Here is a 17580-nt window from a genome sequence, read left to right as displayed (position 1 = left end):
CGTACGGGGGCTGGCCGCACGCCTGCTCCACCGCGAGTGCGCACCTACCCCGCGAGCCGGCCCAGCGGACCGGTGCCGTTGTCACCGAAGGTGGTGATGCCCGTCACGCCCATGGCCTGCATCAGGGAGATGTACAGGTTGGCGAGCGGCTCGCCGTTGTAGCGCACGTGCCGGCCCGGCAGGAGCGCCCCGCCGCCGCTGCCGGCCAGCAGGACGGGCAGGTTCCTGTGCTCGTGCGAGTTGCCGTCGGCAACCTCGCTGGAGAAGTAGACCATCGAGTTGTCGAGCAGCGACTTCCCGTTCCCCTCCTGGATGCCCTTCATGCGCTGGAGGAGGTACGCGTACTGCTCCACCTCCCACCGGTCGATGGTGGCCAGCGCGTCATAGTTGGCCTGCACCTTCTGGTGGTGCGAGTACGTGTGGTGCCCGCCGGGAAGTCCGAGGAAGCCGTACACCTTGTTGCTGCGCGCGTTGGCCAGCATGAAGGTGGCCACGCGGGTGAGGTCGCACTGGAAGGCCAGGACGATGAGGTCCATCATCGCCTTCGTCTTCACGCGCGGGTCCTCGTTGTCGTCCGGCGCGCTGCCCGGGTTGCACGAGGGCCCTTCCGCCTCGATGGCCTCCACCTGCTTCTCCAAGTCCCGCACGCCGGTGAAGTACTCGTCCAGCTTGCGCAGGTCGGACGTGCCCAGCTGCGTCTTCAGCGCCGAGGCGTCGTCGCGCACGAAGTCGATGATGCTCTTGCCGTACGCGCGGCGCTTCTCCACCTGCGCCTGGGTGGCGTTCGGGTCGAAGCCGGCGAAGAGCCGGTCGAACACGGCCTTGGGCCGCGTCTCCTTGGCCACGGGCGTCGTCGGGCCCGCCCAGGCGATGTTGTTCGCGTAGGGGCACGCGTAGCCGGAGTCGCAGTTGCCGATGCCGCGGCCCGCGTCGTTGCCCAGCTCCAGCGAGGGAAACCGCGTGGCCTTCTTCGACGCCAGGTGTTTGGCGATGACCTGGTCCATGGAGATGCCCACGCGGAAGTCGGTGCCCTCCGTCTTGAAGGCCTTGGCGCAGCTCAGGAAGGCGGCGGTGGCGGCGGCGTGGTGGCCGTCTCCGTCCGGTAGGCCGGGGTAGTTGGCCAGGCCGCTGAGGACGAGCACGTCGCTCTTCACCGGGGCCAGCGGCTGCAGCGTGGGCGTCAGCTCCCAGCTCGCACCCGTGGCGGACGGCGTCCACTTCGGCATGTGGATGCCATTGGGCGTGTAGAAGACGGCCAGCCGTCGGGGCGCGGCGCCCGGCGCGGCGTGGGCCGCCTGGGGCACCATCTGTTCCAGCACGGGGAGCGCCATCAGCGCGCCCGCGCCACGCAGGAGGGTCCTCCGGGAGAGTTGAAACTTCTTGCTCATGGCTGCCAGGCCTCCGTCTCGCCGCGCCGCTGGGTGAAGTGGTCGCTGAGGACGATGCTGAGGATGTAGTCACTGAGACGGCCGCCGCTGGCCTCCGCCGTGGCGGCCATCTCCTTCACTGCACACTCGTCCGCCTTGGACATGCCGCGGCCGAGCGCGTAGGTGAGCAGGTGCTCGGTGAAGCACGCGGGCAGCTTCGGGTCGCTCTTCACGAAGCGCCGCATGGCCTCGGAGCCATCGAGGATGTTGCCGTCGGGCAGCTCGCCCGTGGCGTCCACCGGGGCGCCGCTCACCTCCTGCAGGCGCCAGCGGCCGATGGGGTCGTAGTTCTCCAGCGCCAGCCCCAGCGGGTCCATCATCCGGTGGCAGCCCTGGCACGCCGGCGAGCTGCGGTGCAGCGCCATCCGCTCCCGCATCGTCATGTCCGGCGTGAGGGGCGGCGGCAGGTTCTCCACGTCCGGAGGTGGCGGCGGTGGCGGCATGCACAGCAGCTGCTCCAGCACCCACACGCCGCGCTGCACCGGCGAGGTGCGGTCCGGGTTGGAGGTGACGGTGAGCAGCGAGCCATGGCCGAAGATGCCCGCTCGCTCCGGGTGGCGGGACAGGTCCACGCGCCGGGGCGTGCTGCTGCCCGGCAGGGGCAGGCCGTAGTGCGTGGCCAGCGCGTCATTCACGTACGTGAAGGGCGCGTCGACCAGCTCCCTCAGCTTGTGGTTGCCGGTGATGAACTCGCGGAAGACGAGCTCCGTCTCCTGGCGCATGGCCTTCCGCAGGTCCTCGTTGAAGGTGCCGTAGAGCGTCCGGTCCGGCTCCGCGGTGTCCAGCGCGCGGGTGTAGAGCCACTGGCCGGCGAAGTTCTCCACCAGGGCATTCGCCTTCGGGTCCGCGAGCATGCGGCGCACCTGGGCCTCCAGCTCCCGCGGGTCGCTCAGCCGGCCCGCCTCGGCGGCGGACAGGAGCGCCTCGTCCGGCATGCTGCTCCACAGGAAGTAGGACAGCCGGGTGGCCAGCTCGAAGTCGTCGAGCCGGTGCGGCGTGGCGGACTTCGGGTCCGGGTCCTTCTCCACGCGGAAGAGGAAGTGCGGGGACACCAGCACCGAGCGCAGCGCCAGCTTCACGCCCGCCTCCGCCGGGTCTCCATGGCGCTGGGCCAGCGCGACGAAGTCCACCAGCCGGTCCACCTCGTCCTTCGTCACCGGCCGGCGCCAGGCGCGGCGGGCGAAGCGGGACAGGAGGTCCCTGGCGCAGGGCTTCGGGTCGGCCCCGTCCAGCGCGCAGGTGTTGAACAGCCCCTTCTTCCAGGCCGCCTCCACCAGCTTCTCCGCCGCGGTGGAGTACTTCTCCATCAGCAGCGGCGACATGCTGAGCACGTCCGCGTTGTTGTCGAAGCCGTAGCCGTGGTCATCCGTCGGGAAGTCCCGGGCGGGCCGGGTGGTGTCGCCCAGCAAGTCGCGCACGGTGGCGTCGTACTCGGCGCGGTTGAGCCGGTGCAGGGTGACGCTGCCAGGGTCCTTCGGCACGTCCTTGCACTCGTCCATGGGCTGCTGCGTACCCGGCGGCGGCGGTGGAGGGATGTCCGGCCCCGGCATGTCTCCAGGGAGCACCCGGGCCCGGGGAAGGTTGTCTCCATCGCAGCCGGCGAGCAGCAGCGCGCATCCCGCGCCCGCCAGCATCCGCCAGCTCCGTCCTCTTCGAAGCCTGGGTTTCACGTCTGCGACCCCCTCCATGCTCGCCCCATGCCCCTCTGCGCCGGGGCCGCCCGGGACGAAGCAAGATGCTCACCAGCGCCGCGTGCCCGGTGCTGGACGACGCCCTGCCCGGGGGGGCAGGCTGGGGCCGGTGAAAGCGCGGCTTTCCGGAGGCGGGAGGGGCGGGGTGGGAAAGATGTTTCCCCGGGTGGGAACCCCCCTGTCGGTACAGAGGCCTTCGCACGGCTGGTGCCCTCCCAGCCGGGTTGGGCCTGCAGGCGGGCCGGGGAGGGCACACGTTGGAGTGGGGGCGTGGAGGGTCGTCAAATGACACCGCCGCATGCCGATGCCGTCGCCGACGACTTCCTGCTGCTGGTGAGCGTGCTGCCGGGCCCGCTGCAGGCAGCGGTGCGAGCGCTACCGCCTCAGCAAGTGTTGGAGGTGGTGATGGACCTGGGGCGCCCGCCGGAGGCCCGGCTCGTGGACCGGGTGGAGCGGCTGCGCGAGGAGCCGGTGCTCCGGGAAGATTTGGAGCACGTGCTGGCGCAGGTGGGGCCGCCGGGGGACGACAACCGCGCCGGCATCGAGCGCACGCTGCACCGCGTCTCCGCCATCCGCAACCGCAAGGGCAAGGTGGTGGGGCTGACGCTGCGGGTGGGGCGGGCCATCTTCGGCACCATCGACATGCTGAAGGACCTCATCGGCTCGGGGCGCAACCTCCTGCTGCTGGGGCGGCCCGGCGTGGGCAAGACGACGAAGCTGCGCGAGGTGGCGCGCGTGCTGGCGGACGACCTGCGCAAGCGGGTCATGGTGGTGGACACCTCCAACGAGATTGGCGGGGACGGCGACGTGCCCCACCCCGGCATCGGCGCCGCCCGGCGGATGCAGGTGTCGCGGCCGGACCGGCAGCACGACGTGATGATTGAGGCCGTGGAGAACCACATGCCGGAGGCCATCATCGTCGACGAGATTGGCACCTCGGCGGAGGCGGCGGCGGCGCGGACGATTGCCGAGCGCGGCGTGCAGCTGGTGGCGACGGCGCACGGCAACACGCTGGAGAACCTGGTGCTGAACCCCACGCTGTCGGACCTCGTGGGCGGGGTGCACACGGTGACGCTGAGCGACGAGGAGGCGCGGCGCCGGCGGACGCAGAAGACCATCAGCGAGCGCAAGGCGCCGCCCACCTTCGACATCGTGGTGGAGATGGTGGGCCGGGAAGAGGTGCTGGTGCACCCGGACACGGCCTCGGCGGTGGACCGGCTGCTGGCGGGCCTGGACGTGGGCGGCGAGCGCCGCAAGCAGGACGCGGACTCCGGCGAGGTGGCCGTGGAGGCGGTGCCGGCGCAGCCGTCCACGCTGCCGGCGCTCCGGCCGGTGCGGATGGCGGGCGCGGGGGCAGGGGCGGGGAGCGCCTCCGAGGCCTTCCAGGCCCGGGCGCCGGGGACGGGCGGACAGACGAAGGTGTACGCGCACGCGGTGAGCCGGGACTTGCTGCAGCGGGTGCTGCGGGACTTGCCGGTGGACGTGCGGCTGGTGAGCCGGCTGGACGCGGCGGACCTGGTGGTGACGCTGCGCTCGCGGGCGAACGACCCGCGGCTGCGGCGCACGGCGGAGAAGACGGGCGCGCGGGTGGAGGTGGTGAAGCGCAACAGCTCGGCGGAGCTGCGCCGGGTGCTGAAGACGGCCTTCAACGTGGTGGAGGGCGTGGACGAGGACCAGGTGCGCGAGGCCGTGGCCGAAGTCGAGCACGCGATTGAGCGCGTGCTCAGCGAGGGCGTCTCGGTGCCGCTGGCGCCCCGGCCTCCGAGGCTGCGCAAGCTCCAGCACCGGCTGGTGAGCCGCTACCACCTGGAGGCGGTGAGCCAGGGCAGCGAGCCGCTGCGCCACCTGACCATCTACCCGCTGGGCGCGGAGGTGGACGCCGCGCTCGCGCAGGAGGAGGCCGAGGGAAGCGCGTAGGCACGCTCCCCCCGGCGGTGTGTCCGGCTACTGCTTCCCGTCGAGGTACGCCTTGTACGCGTCGAAGCCGTACTCGCGGCCGAGGAAGTCCTTCACCAGGTCGGCGGCGGGCTTGGAGCCGCCGGGCTCCAGCACGGTGCGGCGGTACTTCATCGCCGTCTCCCGGTCCAGGTACCCGTGCTTCTGGAACTCCGTCTCCAGGTCCTTCGCGATGACGGAGGACCACAGGTACGTGTAGTACGCCGCCGAGTACCCATCCAGGTGGCCGAAGGACAGCTCGAAGTGGGTGTTGTCGCGGTACTCGTGACGGAAGGGGCTGAGCTTCTGCTGGAGGGCCACCATGGCCTTGCTGGTGTCGAAGCCCGGCTGGCGCGAGTAGAAGTCCAGGCTCACCGCGGACAGGAACAGCTGCCGCCGCGTCCACAGCGCCTTGCCGAACTCCTTCGACGCGCGCAGCTTCGTCACCAGCTCCTCGGGAATCGCCTCGCTGGTCTGGTGGTGCTTGGCGAAGCCGGCCAGCACCTGGGCATTGACGGGCCACTGCTGCAGCAGCATGGACGGCGTCTCCACGAAGTCCCACTCCACGCGGGTGCCGGCGATGCCGCTCCACTTCAAGTCACCGGCGAAGACGGCGTGCAGCAGGTGGCCGAACTCGTGGAAGAAGGTCTCCACCTCGTCGTGCGTCATCAGCTCGTTGGGGCGCGGGAAGTTGCACACCAGCGTCGCCTCCGGGTAGCGCTTGCCGGCCTGGCCCGCCACGAGGTCGAACTGCGCCGCGTGCTTGTACTTGTCGTCGCGCGGGTGCATGTCCAGGTAGATGCGGCCCAGCAGCGTGCTGCCCTCGAGCACGTCGTACGCCTCCACCTCCGGGTGCCACACCTGGGCGTCCTTCACCGGCTGGTAGGTGAGGCCCCACATACGGGCGGTGATGTCGAGCAGGCCTTGCTTGACGCGGCCGTACTCGAAGTAGGGGCGCACCGTCTGCGAGTCGAAGCCGAAGCGCTCGGCGCGCAGCCGGTCCTCGTAGTAGTCCTGGTCCCACGGCTCCAGCGTCTTCGCGCCGGGCACGTCCTTCTGCTTGCGCGCCAGCAGGTCCGCGTACTCCTGCTTCGCGCGCGGCTCGGTGGCCACCGCCATCCGGTCGATGAAGTCCGCCGCCACCTTGCGCGTGCGGGTCATCTTCGTCTCGGTGGTGTACGCGGCCCAGTTCTCGTAGCCCAGCAGCGTGGCCAGCTCGTGCCGCTTCGCGATGAGCTGCGAGAGCACCTGCTGGTTCTTCGGGAAGGCGCGCTGGCGGTAGGTGCGCCACAGCTTCTCGCGCGCCTTGCCGTCCTTCGCGTACACCATGAAGGGGAAGTAGTCGGGGTAGTTGGTGGTGAGGACCACCTTGCCGTCCTTCCCCGGCGGGTGCGCCTTCCGGTAGTCCTCCGGCAGGCCGTCCAGCTCCTTCGGGGTGAAGGTGGCCTTGCGCACGTCCTCGGAGATGTTCTGCCCGAACTGCTGCCCCAGCTTGAGCAGCTCTTCGTTGAGCGACTTCACCCGGGCGCGGGTGGCGTCGTCCCGGTCCACGCCGGCGCGGCGGAAGTCGAGCAGCGCGCGCTCCATCCAGTACTTCGTGGACGCGTCCGCGCCGGACAGGTCCACCGAGGCCAGGGCGTCATAGACGCCGCGGTCCTGCGACAGCTCCACGTTGGCGGAGTCCACGCGCTGCTCGCACTCGCGCGCGGCGTCGCGGAAGGCCGCCTCCGGATGCACCTCGCGAGCGAGGCTGGAGCGGTTGGCAGACGAGGCGAGCGCGGCGGTGGCCTCGTCATACGCGGCGAGCACGGCCTGGCCGTCCTTGCGCGCATCCAGTCCCTTGAGCGTGGTGACGCTGGCGCGCACGCGCTCCAGGTCCGCGGTGCAGGCGGCGGTGAAGGCCTCCACGGTGCCGGCGAGCAGGGTGGAGCCGGTGGGGGGCGGGAGCGGCTGGCGGGCCTCCGCCGCGGGCGCGGCCTGGGTGGGGGCGGGGGTGGCGGCCTGGGCCTGCTGGGGCGCGGGCTCGGTGGCCGCGGTGCCATGCGAGCAGCCGGTCGCCGCCAGCGCGGCGGACAGGGTGAGAGCAGTCAGTCTCTTCAAGGGGATTCCTCCGGAGTCCATCGGAAACGCCGGAGCGTCATGCCACATCCCGGCCGCCTCCGCTCGGCCGGGGAGCGGGCCTCCCCCGGGGTTGCCGTGCCCCGGACAGCGAGGGCGCCCAGGTCAGCGGGGTGTCTCGCCCTGCCGCGTCGTGGCGCGCTCGCACGGGAGCGCCTTGAGCACATGGTCTTCCAGGAGCCGGACGGTCTGCTGGTGCATGCCCCGGCCGTTGTAGTTGCGCCGGGTGACGATGACCACCGCGTCCTGGTCGGGGAGCTGCAGCATGGCGTTGCCCCCGTTGCCGGACATGTACCAGGCGGACGAGACCCCGCAGCGAGAGGCGAGGTCCCGCCGCCAGAACTGGTACCCATAGTCCTGCTGCTCGTTTGCCTTCCGGTGCACCGTCAGGGCCTCGCGGACCCAGGCCTCGGGCAGCACCTGCTTCCCGGCCCAGCGGCCTCCAGCGAAGAGCATCCAGTTGAGGCGCGCCAGGTCCCGTGACGCGAGGCGCAGTCCTCCGCCCGTCATCACCTCGCCCGTGGGCGAGCGGGGCCACTCCATCCGGGTGATGCCGAGCGGAGCGAAGAGGCGCCGCTCGAGGTACCGGTCGACAGGCTCGCCCGAGGTCCGCTGGAGGAGCTGGCCGAGCAGGAAGCTACCAGCGGTGCAGTAGGCGAAGGGGCCCCGGCCGGAGGCGTCCCGCGTGTAGTCCCGCTTCATGGGCAGGTCCACCGCCCAGCGCACCCAGGACTGGAGGGGATACATGTTCTCCTCGTTGCCGGGGCTCTCGGGGACGTCGTCATTGCAGTCGAGGGCCGAGGACATGGTCAGCAGGTCGGCGACCGTCACCTGGTCCTTGAGCGCGTCCTCGTGCGCGAAGGGCCGCAGGTCCGCGAAGTGGGTGAAGACGGGCGCGTCCACCGAGGTGAGATGGCCGTCCTGGAGTGCGAGGCCCACGGCGAGCGCGGTGACGGACTTCATCGAGGAGCGCGTGTCATGGAGCGTGCCGGGCTCCGCGCCGTCGAAGTAGCCCTCGTAGACGAGCCTGCCGCTCTTGACGATGAGCACGCTGGTCGTCTTGGGATAGGTGCCCTGCTGGAGGGCCGTCTGCATGGCTGCCAGCGGCGCCGGGTCGATGCCCAGGCTCGCTGGGTCAGCCGCGGTCAGGTCATCCAGGGGGGCGCGGGGCGCGGTGGGGGACGGCTGACGCGCGGCGCAGGAGATCAGCAACAGGGACAGCGTCAACCCGCTCACGGTGGGCTTCAACGATGGACTCCAGAGGCTGGCGGATGTGGCTTGCTGGAAGCGCGGTCGAGACTCGCTGGAGGGGTGAAGTGGTGCAATGCAATTGCGACGGGAGGCGCCCGCACGAGGGGCTCGGCATGGGCTCGCCACACGCGTACCGTATCGTCGCCATGCAGCACGCTGCCTCGAGCTCGAGGACTTCCGGATGAGCGCTCCCCAGGACGCGCTGTTCCTCGTGCTCTACGCTCTCGAGCCCTCCGGGCAGCTGGGGCGTGAGCTGAAGGCGGTGATGGGGGCTGCACTCCACCCGGGGCCTCTGCCTTGCGAGGCGGGTCCCTTCGAGCCCACCGAGGCTGCCGCGCTCCTGGCACGCCTCGAGGCCGCCCAGGGCCATCTCGGACCATTCGGTGGACTCATGCGGCTGCAGCCACCCGCGGCCGCTGTGGCCCCCATGTCATGGGATGAGGCCGAGCGGCTGGCGCTGGCCGCGGCGGAGGAGGAACTGCGCCGGGCGCCGGCGGGGAGCGATGTGTTCCACTGGAGCTGGGTGGGCGCGTTCGAGCTTCCCCGGTGCTGGGCGTTCCTGCTCTACGCCGGGCCCAACATTCCTCCGGGGCTGGCCGTCGTGGTGGACAGGCACAGCCGCATGCCCATCGTCTGGAGGTACATCGACGTGGAGAGTGCGCTGGAGAATGCCCGCTTCGACGTGACGCCCGCGAGCGGGAGGACCCTCCGCCTGGCCGGCTCCTGGAGGCCTCCTTCCAAGGAGCGTCTGACGAAGGGCCTGCGCCTCATGGAGCGTGCCCTCTATCGAGAGCCGGACGGCACGAAGCTGTGCGTGGAGGTCTGGGCAGAGCAGGACGGGTGGATGCCCCTCGAGCTGGACACGGAGCGGAAGCGCTACAGGTGGGCCCCCGCCTCCACCGGGCAGGGCGTACCGTCCGCCTGGGAGCCCTACGAGGATTGAGGCCGGCAGGCGGGGCATCACTCGAGCCTCGGTTGCCATGACTCCGGGGAGGCAGGTGCCATGACGGACCGTGAATGCGTGGAGCTGCTGCAGTGGGCCGCGCCCCGGCTGCGCCTGCGCTGGGACGGCTTCCGTCGGGTGCGGGGGCAGGTGTGCAAGCGCCTCGGCCGGAGGCTCAAGACGCTGGGGCTGGCGGATGCGGCCGCGTACCGCGCGCGGCTGGAGGCGGACGCCACCGAGTGGGACGTGCTCGACTCCCTCTGTCGCGTCACCATCTCCCGCTTCTACCGGGACCGGCATGTCTTCGACGTGCTGCGAGACGACCTCCTCCCACCGCTGCTGGCGGCGCTGCGCGACAGGGGCGAGTCCCCCTTCCGTGTGTGGAGCGCCGGCTGTGCCTCGGGCGAGGAGCCCTACACCGTGAGCGTGCTCTTCCGGCACGGCCTGCAGCCCCGGTCCCCGGAGACCCGGCTGGAGCTGCTCGCCACCGACGCCGACGCGGCCCTCCTGGAGCGGGCGCGCCGGGGCTGCTATCCGCGAGGCTCCCTGCGCGAGCTGCCAGCGGAGTGGAGCCGTACCGCCTTCCCCGAGTCCGGCGCCGAACCCTGCATTGCCCCGGAGTACAGGGAGGGCCTCCGCTTCGCGTGTCAGGACCTGCGCACGGAGTGGCCGGAGGGGCCATTCCACCTCGTGCTGTGCCGCAACGTGGCCTTCACGTACTTCGCTCCACCGCTTCAGCGCGAGGTGCTCGCGCGCCTGGTGGAGCGGCTGGTGCCGGGCGGGCTGCTCGTCATTGGCGGCCACGAGTCACTTCCCGAGGATTCCACCGACCTGGAGCGCGCGGCGGGTGCACTGCCCGTGTTTCGCCGGCCCTGACGCGGGGGCGGGTCTCGATGCACCCTGAGACATGAATCATGTATCAGGTGTCGGTGACGCGCCCCGCCTTGAGCGTGTCTCGGGTGCCCGGTACCACCGTGTCCTCTGGGGCCAATCCCCTGGCCGGAGGGAAGGCAACGATATGCGCAAGGTGTTGTGTGCGGTCGCGGCATTGATGCTGTCGGCGTGTGGCGGCGCGGGCGGTGGAGACGCCGCGCAGGCGAAGCAGGAAGGGCTGACGCTGTCCGCCGAGGCGGGAAGCACGAGCGGCTCCTTCATCCAGGAGACAGGCGAAGTGGCCTTCTCCTCGCGCGAGGTGGAGCCCGGCGTGTACCGGCTGGAGGTGCGGCTGCGCGGGCTGACGCTCACGGGGTTGATGGACCCGGCCAGCGGTGTGTCCACGCTGGACGGCTTCGCGGAAGAGGATGCGACGGACACGCAGCTGGGCGACGCGGACCGCGACCTGCTCGCCGCCTTCTACGGCGCGCTGAACGCGGAGCTGCCCTCCGGTGACGCGGTGGCCCCCGAGGCCATGTACCTGCGGCGCGCGGTGGGCCTGTGGGCGCAACACCCGGGCAGCGTGGACCTGCAGCGCACGGTGATGGGCGAGCAGGGCCGCGGCTACACCATGCTGTGCAGCTACGCGCGCTGCAACGGCAGCTACACGGGAAGCTGCGGCGGTGTGTACAACTGGTACTCGTATGCGAAGCACGACTGCAACAAGGGCGGCTTCAGCTACGACCGCAACCAGCAGATTGCCCAGCTCGGCGACCACACCACGTGCGGCGGTGACGAGTTCTACCTGAGCGGCGGCAGTTGGGTGTGTGGTGAGCCGGACCACTGGTCCCGTCCGAAGGTGATGGGCAACTGCTTCGGCCGCTGCGGTGGCGGCTGCGGTGGGGACACCCAGTACACGCTGGACGCCACCAACCACGACGGCTGCGTGCGCAACGGCCACATGCTGGCGAGCGGCTACTGCGATGACCAGTTCGTGTCCGCCAGCGACGACGAGCTGATGGCGCCCAACTGCTACTGAGCCATGGCGTCGAGCCGCGTGACGGGCAGGCAGGTGGGCATGAGGGTGGGCTGGCTGTTGCTGGCCGCCCTCGCGTGTACGTCCGCGGGTTCGAAGACGCGCGCCGCGGAGGAGTCGGTCCAGCGCTTCTTCGCGGCGCTGCCCTCGGGGGACTGCGCGGTGCTGGAGCCGCTGCTGGCCACCGGAGGCGGTGCTCGGCCTTGTGAGCAGACCGTGCAGGAGCTGCGGGAGCACGGCTTCTCCCTGGTGGGCATCGTCGAGTCCCGGGTGGATGGACGGGACTCGGAGGCGGTCATCGTCCGCGCCCGCGTGGCGCGCGACGGTGTGGAGCGCCAGGAGCCGTGGTTGCTGAGAGTGGAGCGGCAGGCAGGCGCCTGGCGCGTGCGGTTCTGAGAACTGGACACGACAGCAGGCGCGAGGAGGGCAAGCGAGCCATGAGGATGCGTTACCGATTGATGCTGGCCGCCGCGGTGGCGCTCACCGCGTCCCTGCTGGCGGTGGTGTTCTGGCCGGCTCCTTCGCCCGCGCCGGAGGCCCAGTTGCTGGCCGCCGCGAAGGTGGAGCCCGAGCCACGAGCACCTCCGTCCGAGCCGGTACCGGAGCGGGCCGCCGCGCCGGTGAAGGCAGAGTCCCTGCTCGCGAGCCCGGAGCTGGCACCGCCCGCGGCCACGGTGGTGGCCCTGGGGCCCGGGGACGTGGCGCCGGAGCCCGAGGTGGAGAACCCGCCTCCGCAGGAGAACGACCCCATCCCCCCCGAGCTGCCCCAGACGCCGCAGTGGCGGCTGGAGAAGACGACGCACATCACCACGCTGCTGGGCCGGGACGTGGAGCGCCTGGAGCGCGAGCACGAGGCCGCCGAGGCGCGCGGTGACGAGACGCGGAGCGCGCAGCTGCAGACGCTCCTCAAGCGGCACCGGGCGCGGCTGCACGAGCTGCGGGAGGAGCTGCGCGAGCTGGACGAGGTGGTGAAGGAATCATCCTCTCCGGAATGAGGTCCGGACAGACGTCTCGCAGAGCCTGCGCACCGCCCCGGGCGGCCTGCCGCCACTCACTGTTCGAATATGTCGGGGGTTTTGCGGCGTGAAATGTCCCGACATTTTCGAACAGTGTGCCGGTGGAGCCGTCAGGACCCGCAGGGCAGAGGAAGCGGAGCCGACGAGAAGAGCGGCCTGTCGCAGGGGGCGTCTCCCAATCCCTGGCTACCGACTCAGGACCCTGGCGTCTCCTGGCGGCAACGCGCGGCACGGCGGGCGCGTTGCCTGGGCGCTTCTCGTGGCCGTGGCACTGGCGTCGTTGCTCGGCTGCCAGCCCGTGGAGGAGGAGTCCCGGCAGCGCACGGCCCGAAGCCCCGTCGTCCAGGGCACGGAAGCACCGGAGGCCATCGCCGCGGTGGCGCTCATCGCCCGACGCGCCCGGTGTGGCGGAGAGTCGCCCATGCTGCTGTGCTCCGGAGCGCTCATCGCGCCAGATGTGGTGCTGACGGCGGCGCACTGCCTGGCCATCTTCGGGCCGGAGGGCCCGCACGAGGTCTACCTCGGACAGGTGCTGCTGCCCGAGCCGGAGCCCCAAGGCCGCTTCGCCCGCGTGTCCCGCGCGGTCATCCATCCCGCTTATGTGCCGGGGACACATGCGTACGACGCGGCGCTGCTCCGGCTCGCGGCTCCGGTGGCCGCGGCGCCGTTCGCCCTGCCGGAGTCCACGGGTGGCGCACTCGCGACAGGGGTCTCCGTGCGCGTGGTGGGCTACGGGGACACGAAAGACGCTCAGGCTCCATCCGGTCGCCGTCGGCAGGGAACGCTCACGGTGACGCAGGTGGAGGGCTCCGCCTTCCGCGCCGGGCCGTCACCCTCGATGAGCTGCGTCGGGGACAGCGGTGGCCCCGTGCTCATGCGTGACGGCGAGCGCGAGGTGCTGGTGGGAATCACGGCGAGCGGAGACGTCGCGTGCAGGGACGAGGCCTTCAACGTGCGCGTCGACGCGCTGCTCGACGGCTTCATCCGCCCCTTCCTCGAGGAGGCGCCAGCTCCCGTCGTACCCACGCTGCCGCTGGAAGGCCTCTGCAGTGCCAGTTGCACGCGGGACGCCGAGTGCCCTTCGGGGCTCACCTGTGTTGCCCGGGGCGAAGGCCCGGGCCGGTGCCTGCTGCCCGCGCTCCAGGAGGGCGACTACGGCACGACGTGTACGGAGGATGCCGCGTGTGGCACGGGCGGAGTGTGCGCGCGGCTGGAGCCGGAAGGAGCGGGCGCGTGCCGCTGCTTCACCCCCTGCGCGCCGCCTCCGCCGGAGCCGCAGGCGCCTTCCGGGGCGGATGCCGGCTCGGGCGGCTGCACGAGCGTTCCGAGCTCGGCGCTCCTCGTGCTGCTCTTCGCGTGGGCAGGCGTGCTGACGTCCCGGCGCCAACGCCGCGACCCGTCAGGACGTGCGCCGCCTCCCGCCCACGTCGGCCTCTGAGGCTCGAACGCGGGCGGGGAGGGGTCAGGTGCGGACGCTCGTCTTGCGCGCGCCCTTGCTCTTGTACGCCTTGCCCGCCTTCAGCGGCGTCGCGTCACCGCGGCCGGTGGTGCGCTTGGGCGTGCCCTCCTTGCGATAGGCCACGGCGGCCTCGGCCGGCAGCGTCTTGCGCCGGGACGTGCTGCTGCCCAGCTCCGGCACGGGCAGCTTGCGGCTCTTCGCCGTCAGCCCCGTCCCTGGTGCCTTGCGCGGGCTGACGCTGCGGTCCTCGAAGCCCACGTTTCCCAGCGCGCGCCGTCCGCTCTTCTTTGCCTTGTGAGGGCTCTCCGCTCCGGCCCGGCGGACGTCCGTGGCCTTGAGCTCCATCGTCGTGCCCTTCTTCTTCGCGGCCTTCGCCCGCACCGCTCGAGTCTTCTCTGGCATGCGACCTCCCAGGCAATCAGGTAGGAATGAATCTCCCTGGATGCCAGGGAGCAGCGAGGCGGGCGGGCCCAGGCGCTCATGTCCGCTTCGGCCCATTCCCCCCAGCGCTCCACACCCACGTCGTACCTGGGTACGAGGTCGCATGCGTGCCCCGCTGTCAGCACCGTGTCCCTTCCTCCACGTCGTACCTGGGGGCCGGGTTGCGCACGTGCACGTCGCGGTGCTCCGATGATGGCACCGTGTCTCGCCGCCCACCGCTGACGATGGACCTGCCGGAGCCGCGCGAGCCACGCCTCGTCTGCCCCGCCTGCGCGCAGGCCGTCCCCGTTGGCCCGGACGCGCGTTGCCAGGTGTGCGGCGGCTCCCTGGCGGAGACGCTGAGCGCCGCCCGGGGCCCGCCACCGCCGCTGCCTCCACGCCGGCTCACCCGGGCCCAGCGCCGGGCCGTGCTCCGTCCGAAGCTCGCCACCCATCACATCCTGGGCACGCTCTTCTTCGCGCTCGGCGCGCTGCTGCTGCCGGTGGCGTTCGTCTTCGTGCGGCCCCTGTTGTTGATGGCCGCCATCTTCCTCTTCGTGGGCTTCCTGTTCCGGCGCTCCGGCTGGCCCGCCGCGCTCCGCCGCGAGCAGCGCCGCCGGCTCCAGGCGCTTCGCTGGGGCCTTCCCGCCGCCGGGGAGCTCACCGGCGTGGAGCGTCACTTCCTCCCCTCGCTGGAGGCCGGGCGTGTCGCGAGGCTCGACTACGTCTTTACCGTCCACGGCCAGCGCGTCCACGGAAGCATGCCATCCCCCCACCTCTCGGACCTGCAGCGCCGTCCGGGGGCGCCGGTGTGGGTCGTCTACCTGGCGGAAGCCCCCGACATCAGCGCCCTCTGGCCGCCGGAGCCCTGAGGGCCCCGAGGCGCTGGCCCGGACGTTGCTCTACGTCCGTGCGTGACGGCCTCCAGGTGGGAGGTCCGTGGGAGCACCTTCCTTCCCGAGCCCCAGCCGCGGTCAGACGACCACGGTGCGCGGCCCGGCTACCGCAGCGCCACCCTGTCCATGACCCCTTCCGCCACCCCTGCCATCCTGTCCGTCCTGCGCCGCCATGGCGTCCTTCCCGTGCTGTCGTGCAGCGGCGTCGCGGTGGGGATGCTGGCCCTCCGGCTCGACTGGAGCGAGCGCGCCAGCTACGCCTTCCTCACGTGGAACCTGTTCCTGGCCTGGGTGCCCTACGCGCTGTCGCTGGTGGCGCGGCTGCTGATGGCCCGGGGCCTGGGCCAGGGGTGGCTGCTCACGCCGCTGGCGCTCGGGTGGCTCGCGCTGTTCCCCAACGCGCCCTACCTGCTCACGGACTTCATCCACCTGCGCCAGCGGCCCGTCGTGCCGCTCTGGTTCGACGCGGCGCTGCTCGCGCTGTTCGCCGCCACCGGCTGGCTGATGGGGCTGTTGTCCCTGGAGGTGTGGAAGCAGTGGCTGGAGGAGCGCTGGGGCCGGGCGCGGGCCTGGGGCTTCGTGGCCGCCACGTCCGTGCTGTGCGGCTACGGCATCTACCTGGGCCGCGTGGAGCGTTGGAACAGCTGGGACGTGCTCGCGGAGCCCGGCCGCCTGCTCGCAAGCATCGGCGCGCACCTGACGGAGCCCACGGCCTTCCCGTACCTCGTGCACCTGACCGCCGGCTTCGCCGCGCTGGTGCTCGTCTCCTATGCCGTCTTCGAGACGCTCGTCACGCGCTGCCGCCGCGTCGCGCTGAAGCGCGCGTGACACGCCCGGGCCTCCCCAAGGGGAAGCCCGGGCAGAACGAAGACACCGCCTTGCGCCCGGTACGCCCGGACAGGGGCGGTGTCCTCTTTCGGGCCAGGGCCCGGAGTCGTCAGCCGCCGTGGAGGGGCAGGCGCTTCTTGGGCCCACCCCGGTGCTTCACGTTCATCTCACTGGGCGCCTTCTTCCGGCCCTTGAGCGTCGTTGCACGGCGACGGTTGCTCTTGGGCTCGTGCAGCTCCGCGGCGGGGCCCAGGGTCACCCGCTCCAGGGTCTTCTGACGGCGCAGTGCCGCGGCGTCGTCCCGGGGCAGCGTCTTGCGCCCCTTGCTGGCCTGCACGCTGGGCTGGGCCGCGTGCGCATCCACCCGCCGCTTGTTCTTGATACCTGCCACTTTGGTCCGCACGGCCATGATGCCCTCCTACCGTGGAGAGGTAAGGACGGCGCCCCGGCTTTTCCATCCCCCTCCGGGGGAAGCAACGGGGGCCACGCCGCGTGCCTGGGTGCTCGGCGGCCGCTCCGTCCTCCTCCGAGAGGGCAGTGGCTACGTCGAGGAGCGCTTGCCCTTCTTGGGCGGGCGGGTGCTGGTGGTGCTCTCCGGTGGGAAGAGCCAGCCCTCGGAGGCGCGCGAGGAGGTGGTGTTCTGGGTGGCCTCGGAGGGCTCCAGGTGCAGCCCCCGGCAGCCCCGGCACCAGGACTGGGGCCGGCGCTCGCCGCGCTTCATGATGCGGTAGCCGAAGTCCTGCTCCGTGGGGCCCGTGTGGCCGCAGCGCGGGCAGCGGCTCAGGGAGGTGACGCCAATCTCCTTGGCCTTCTGGCGTCCGTGCTCCACCACCAGCGCCAGCGCCGCGGCGAAGCCGATGCGCCCGGCGGAGGCCACGTGGAAGCTGCGGCCGCGCTTGCGATTGCCGCGGCCCAGCACGGGCTGAAGGTCCATCCCCCCGAGCAGGTTGCGCTGCTCGAGGACACGCGACGGCGAACTGTCCGGGGTCGAGTGGCTCACGGGACAAGTAATACTGGGGCGGTCTGACATGCCCTGCCCGAGGGGCCGGACCCCCTGCCCCCTCTCCGGGCCTGGACTGAATGAAAGTTCAGTAGTTTCGCGGATCTACACGCTTTCCCACCCTGGAAGTGGGGTGGCGCGAGGGGCCCCATGGCCGGCCGGCTGGCGGCGGTGGGGTGGGGGGTGAGCAGGTTGTCGGGGCAAACCCGGAGGCCCCCGCCATGACCCGCCCCAGCAACGACACCGAGCTGATGCAGCGCCGCGCCCAGCGGCACGAGTCCCACCTGCGCTCCACCTACGCGGCCTTCATCCGCCACCTGTGCGAGGTGGGGAAGCTGGAGCCGTCGGTGGCCGAGTGCGCGGCGGTGGCGGTGCTGAGCGCCCTGGAGCGGCGCATCCTGCCGTCGGAGGCGAAGGACCTGGAGGCCCAGCTGCCCCGGCGCCTGGTGGAGTTCCTGCCGCCGCTGGAGCAGCGCCCCCAGCGGGCGAGGCGCTTCGGCCGGGAGGCCTTCCTCCAGACGGTGGCGGACGACCTGGAGCTGCCCGTCGGAGACGTGGAGCCCCTGGTGCGCGCCGTGTTCCGGTCGATGCGGGACCTCATCTCCGAGGGCGAGGCGGCGGATGTCGCCAGCAACCTGCCGCCGGACCTGCAGGCGCTGTGGGGCTTCACCCAGTAGGGTGCGGAGG

Annotated in this window: 17 protein-coding genes; 10 read left to right on the top strand and 7 right to left on the bottom strand. The window is 71.5% G+C overall.

Annotated features, from left to right (window positions below; genetic code table 11):
- Positions 1-44: 44 nt before the first annotated feature.
- Positions 45-1388 (bottom strand): DUF1552 domain-containing protein, encoded by a 1344-nt coding sequence (locus tag LXT23_RS22560; RefSeq protein WP_253982290.1) that lies wholly within the window; start codon positions 1386-1388, stop codon positions 45-47.
- Complete coding sequence (locus tag LXT23_RS22555; protein WP_253982289.1) at positions 1385-3097, bottom strand: DUF1592 domain-containing protein; 1713 nt, start codon at positions 3095-3097, stop codon at positions 1385-1387. The genes LXT23_RS22560 and LXT23_RS22555 overlap by 4 nt, the downstream gene beginning before the upstream one ends.
- Before the next feature lie 306 nt (positions 3098-3403).
- Between LXT23_RS22555 and LXT23_RS22550 the strand changes: the two genes are divergently transcribed.
- Positions 3404-5035, top strand: coding sequence for a R3H domain-containing nucleic acid-binding protein (locus LXT23_RS22550; protein ID WP_253982288.1), 1632 nt, complete (start codon positions 3404-3406; stop codon positions 5033-5035).
- Positions 5036-5062: 27 nt separating this feature from the next.
- Here the strand turns inward: LXT23_RS22550 and LXT23_RS22545 are convergent, their stop codons facing one another.
- A complete protein-coding gene (locus tag LXT23_RS22545; protein WP_407692903.1) occupies positions 5063-7201 on the bottom strand; it encodes a M3 family metallopeptidase in 2139 nt (712 codons plus the stop codon).
- A 75-nt stretch (positions 7202-7276) separates the two neighbouring features.
- On the bottom strand, positions 7277-8419 hold the full coding sequence (locus LXT23_RS22540; RefSeq protein WP_253982286.1) for a serine hydrolase domain-containing protein: 1143 nt from the start codon (positions 8417-8419) through the stop codon (positions 7277-7279).
- A 184-nt stretch (positions 8420-8603) separates the two neighbouring features.
- On the opposite strand from LXT23_RS22540, the gene LXT23_RS22535 reads away from it, so the two are divergent.
- The 6 genes from LXT23_RS22535 (at position 8604) to LXT23_RS22510 (ending at position 13728) form a co-directional block, all read left to right on the top strand.
- Positions 8604-9365 (top strand): hypothetical protein, encoded by a 762-nt coding sequence (locus LXT23_RS22535; protein ID WP_253982285.1) that lies wholly within the window; start codon positions 8604-8606, stop codon positions 9363-9365.
- 60 nt (positions 9366-9425) lie between these two features.
- On the top strand, positions 9426-10241 hold the full coding sequence (locus LXT23_RS22530) for a CheR family methyltransferase (RefSeq protein WP_253982284.1): 816 nt from the start codon (positions 9426-9428) through the stop codon (positions 10239-10241).
- A gap of 142 nt (positions 10242-10383) precedes the next feature.
- Positions 10384-11277 carry a hypothetical protein gene (locus LXT23_RS22525; RefSeq protein WP_253982283.1) on the top strand — a complete coding sequence of 298 codons (894 nt, stop codon included), beginning with the start codon at positions 10384-10386 and terminating at the stop codon, positions 11275-11277.
- 3 nt (positions 11278-11280) lie between these two features.
- A complete protein-coding gene (locus LXT23_RS22520) occupies positions 11281-11670 on the top strand; it encodes a hypothetical protein (RefSeq protein WP_253982282.1) in 390 nt (129 codons plus the stop codon).
- 41 nt (positions 11671-11711) lie between these two features.
- Positions 11712-12269 (top strand): hypothetical protein, encoded by a 558-nt coding sequence (locus LXT23_RS22515; RefSeq protein ID WP_253982281.1) that lies wholly within the window; start codon positions 11712-11714, stop codon positions 12267-12269.
- Positions 12270-12549: 280 nt separating this feature from the next.
- On the top strand, positions 12550-13728 hold the full coding sequence (locus tag LXT23_RS22510; protein WP_253982280.1) for a trypsin-like serine protease: 1179 nt from the start codon (positions 12550-12552) through the stop codon (positions 13726-13728).
- Between the two features lie 24 nt (positions 13729-13752).
- Here LXT23_RS22510 and LXT23_RS22505 read toward each other — a convergent pair whose 3' ends face one another.
- The gene (locus LXT23_RS22505; RefSeq protein WP_253982279.1) at positions 13753-14151 is read right to left on the bottom strand and encodes a hypothetical protein; all 399 of its coding nucleotides are present in this window, start codon (positions 14149-14151) and stop codon (positions 13753-13755) included.
- Positions 14152-14390: 239 nt separating this feature from the next.
- Here LXT23_RS22505 and LXT23_RS22500 point away from each other — a divergent pair, with 239 nt between their 5' ends.
- Both LXT23_RS22500 and LXT23_RS22495 read left to right on the top strand, forming a co-directional pair.
- Positions 14391-15041 (top strand): hypothetical protein, encoded by a 651-nt coding sequence (locus tag LXT23_RS22500; RefSeq protein WP_253982278.1) that lies wholly within the window; start codon positions 14391-14393, stop codon positions 15039-15041.
- A gap of 150 nt (positions 15042-15191) precedes the next feature.
- The gene (locus LXT23_RS22495) at positions 15192-15893 is read left to right on the top strand and encodes a DUF1361 domain-containing protein (RefSeq protein WP_253982277.1); all 702 of its coding nucleotides are present in this window, start codon (positions 15192-15194) and stop codon (positions 15891-15893) included.
- Between the two features lie 109 nt (positions 15894-16002).
- Here LXT23_RS22495 and LXT23_RS22490 read toward each other — a convergent pair whose 3' ends face one another.
- Together LXT23_RS22490 and LXT23_RS22485 are read right to left on the bottom strand one after the other, a co-directional pair.
- Complete coding sequence (locus tag LXT23_RS22490; RefSeq protein WP_253982276.1) at positions 16003-16302, bottom strand: hypothetical protein; 300 nt, start codon at positions 16300-16302, stop codon at positions 16003-16005.
- Between the two features lie 132 nt (positions 16303-16434).
- Entirely contained in the window at positions 16435-16923 is a 489-nt protein-coding gene (locus LXT23_RS22485; protein WP_253982275.1) for a hypothetical protein, read from the bottom strand.
- A 191-nt stretch (positions 16924-17114) separates the two neighbouring features.
- On the opposite strand from LXT23_RS22485, the gene LXT23_RS22480 reads away from it, so the two are divergent.
- Complete coding sequence (locus tag LXT23_RS22480) at positions 17115-17570, top strand: DUF2267 domain-containing protein (protein WP_253982274.1); 456 nt, start codon at positions 17115-17117, stop codon at positions 17568-17570.
- Positions 17571-17580 lie beyond the last annotated feature (10 nt).

Origin of the sequence: Pyxidicoccus xibeiensis, assembly GCF_024198175.1 — a bacterium.
GTDB classification, from domain to species: domain Bacteria; phylum Myxococcota; class Myxococcia; order Myxococcales; family Myxococcaceae; genus Myxococcus; species Myxococcus xibeiensis.
The sequence above is the reverse complement of the archived record's forward strand: the minus strand, read 5'-3'. Positions and strand labels throughout refer to the sequence as shown.

Bases quoted from the DNA above. Each gene is read 5' to 3' on its own strand.
- LXT23_RS22495 (WP_253982277.1), top strand. From the start codon at position 15,192: ATGACCCCTTCCGCCACCCCTGCCATCCTGTCCGTCCTGCGCCGCCAT.
- LXT23_RS22545 (WP_407692903.1), bottom strand. From the start codon at position 7,201: ATGTGGCATGACGCTCCGGCGTTTCCGATGGACTCCGGAGGAATCCCC.
- LXT23_RS22490 (WP_253982276.1), bottom strand. From the start codon at position 16,302: ATGGCCGTGCGGACCAAAGTGGCAGGTATCAAGAACAAGCGGCGGGTG.
- LXT23_RS22525 (WP_253982283.1), top strand. From the start codon at position 10,384: ATGCGCAAGGTGTTGTGTGCGGTCGCGGCATTGATGCTGTCGGCGTGT.
- LXT23_RS22515 (WP_253982281.1), top strand. From the start codon at position 11,712: ATGAGGATGCGTTACCGATTGATGCTGGCCGCCGCGGTGGCGCTCACC.
- LXT23_RS22505 (WP_253982279.1), bottom strand. From the start codon at position 14,151: ATGCCAGAGAAGACTCGAGCGGTGCGGGCGAAGGCCGCGAAGAAGAAG.
- LXT23_RS22520 (WP_253982282.1), top strand. From the start codon at position 11,281: ATGGCGTCGAGCCGCGTGACGGGCAGGCAGGTGGGCATGAGGGTGGGC.
- LXT23_RS22530 (WP_253982284.1), top strand. From the start codon at position 9,426: ATGACGGACCGTGAATGCGTGGAGCTGCTGCAGTGGGCCGCGCCCCGG.
- LXT23_RS22535 (WP_253982285.1), top strand. From the start codon at position 8,604: ATGAGCGCTCCCCAGGACGCGCTGTTCCTCGTGCTCTACGCTCTCGAG.
- LXT23_RS22485 (WP_253982275.1), bottom strand. From the start codon at position 16,923: ATGTCAGACCGCCCCAGTATTACTTGTCCCGTGAGCCACTCGACCCCG.
- LXT23_RS22550 (WP_253982288.1), top strand. From the start codon at position 3,404: ATGACACCGCCGCATGCCGATGCCGTCGCCGACGACTTCCTGCTGCTG.
- LXT23_RS22560 (WP_253982290.1), bottom strand. From the start codon at position 1,388: ATGAGCAAGAAGTTTCAACTCTCCCGGAGGACCCTCCTGCGTGGCGCG.
- LXT23_RS22480 (WP_253982274.1), top strand. From the start codon at position 17,115: ATGACCCGCCCCAGCAACGACACCGAGCTGATGCAGCGCCGCGCCCAG.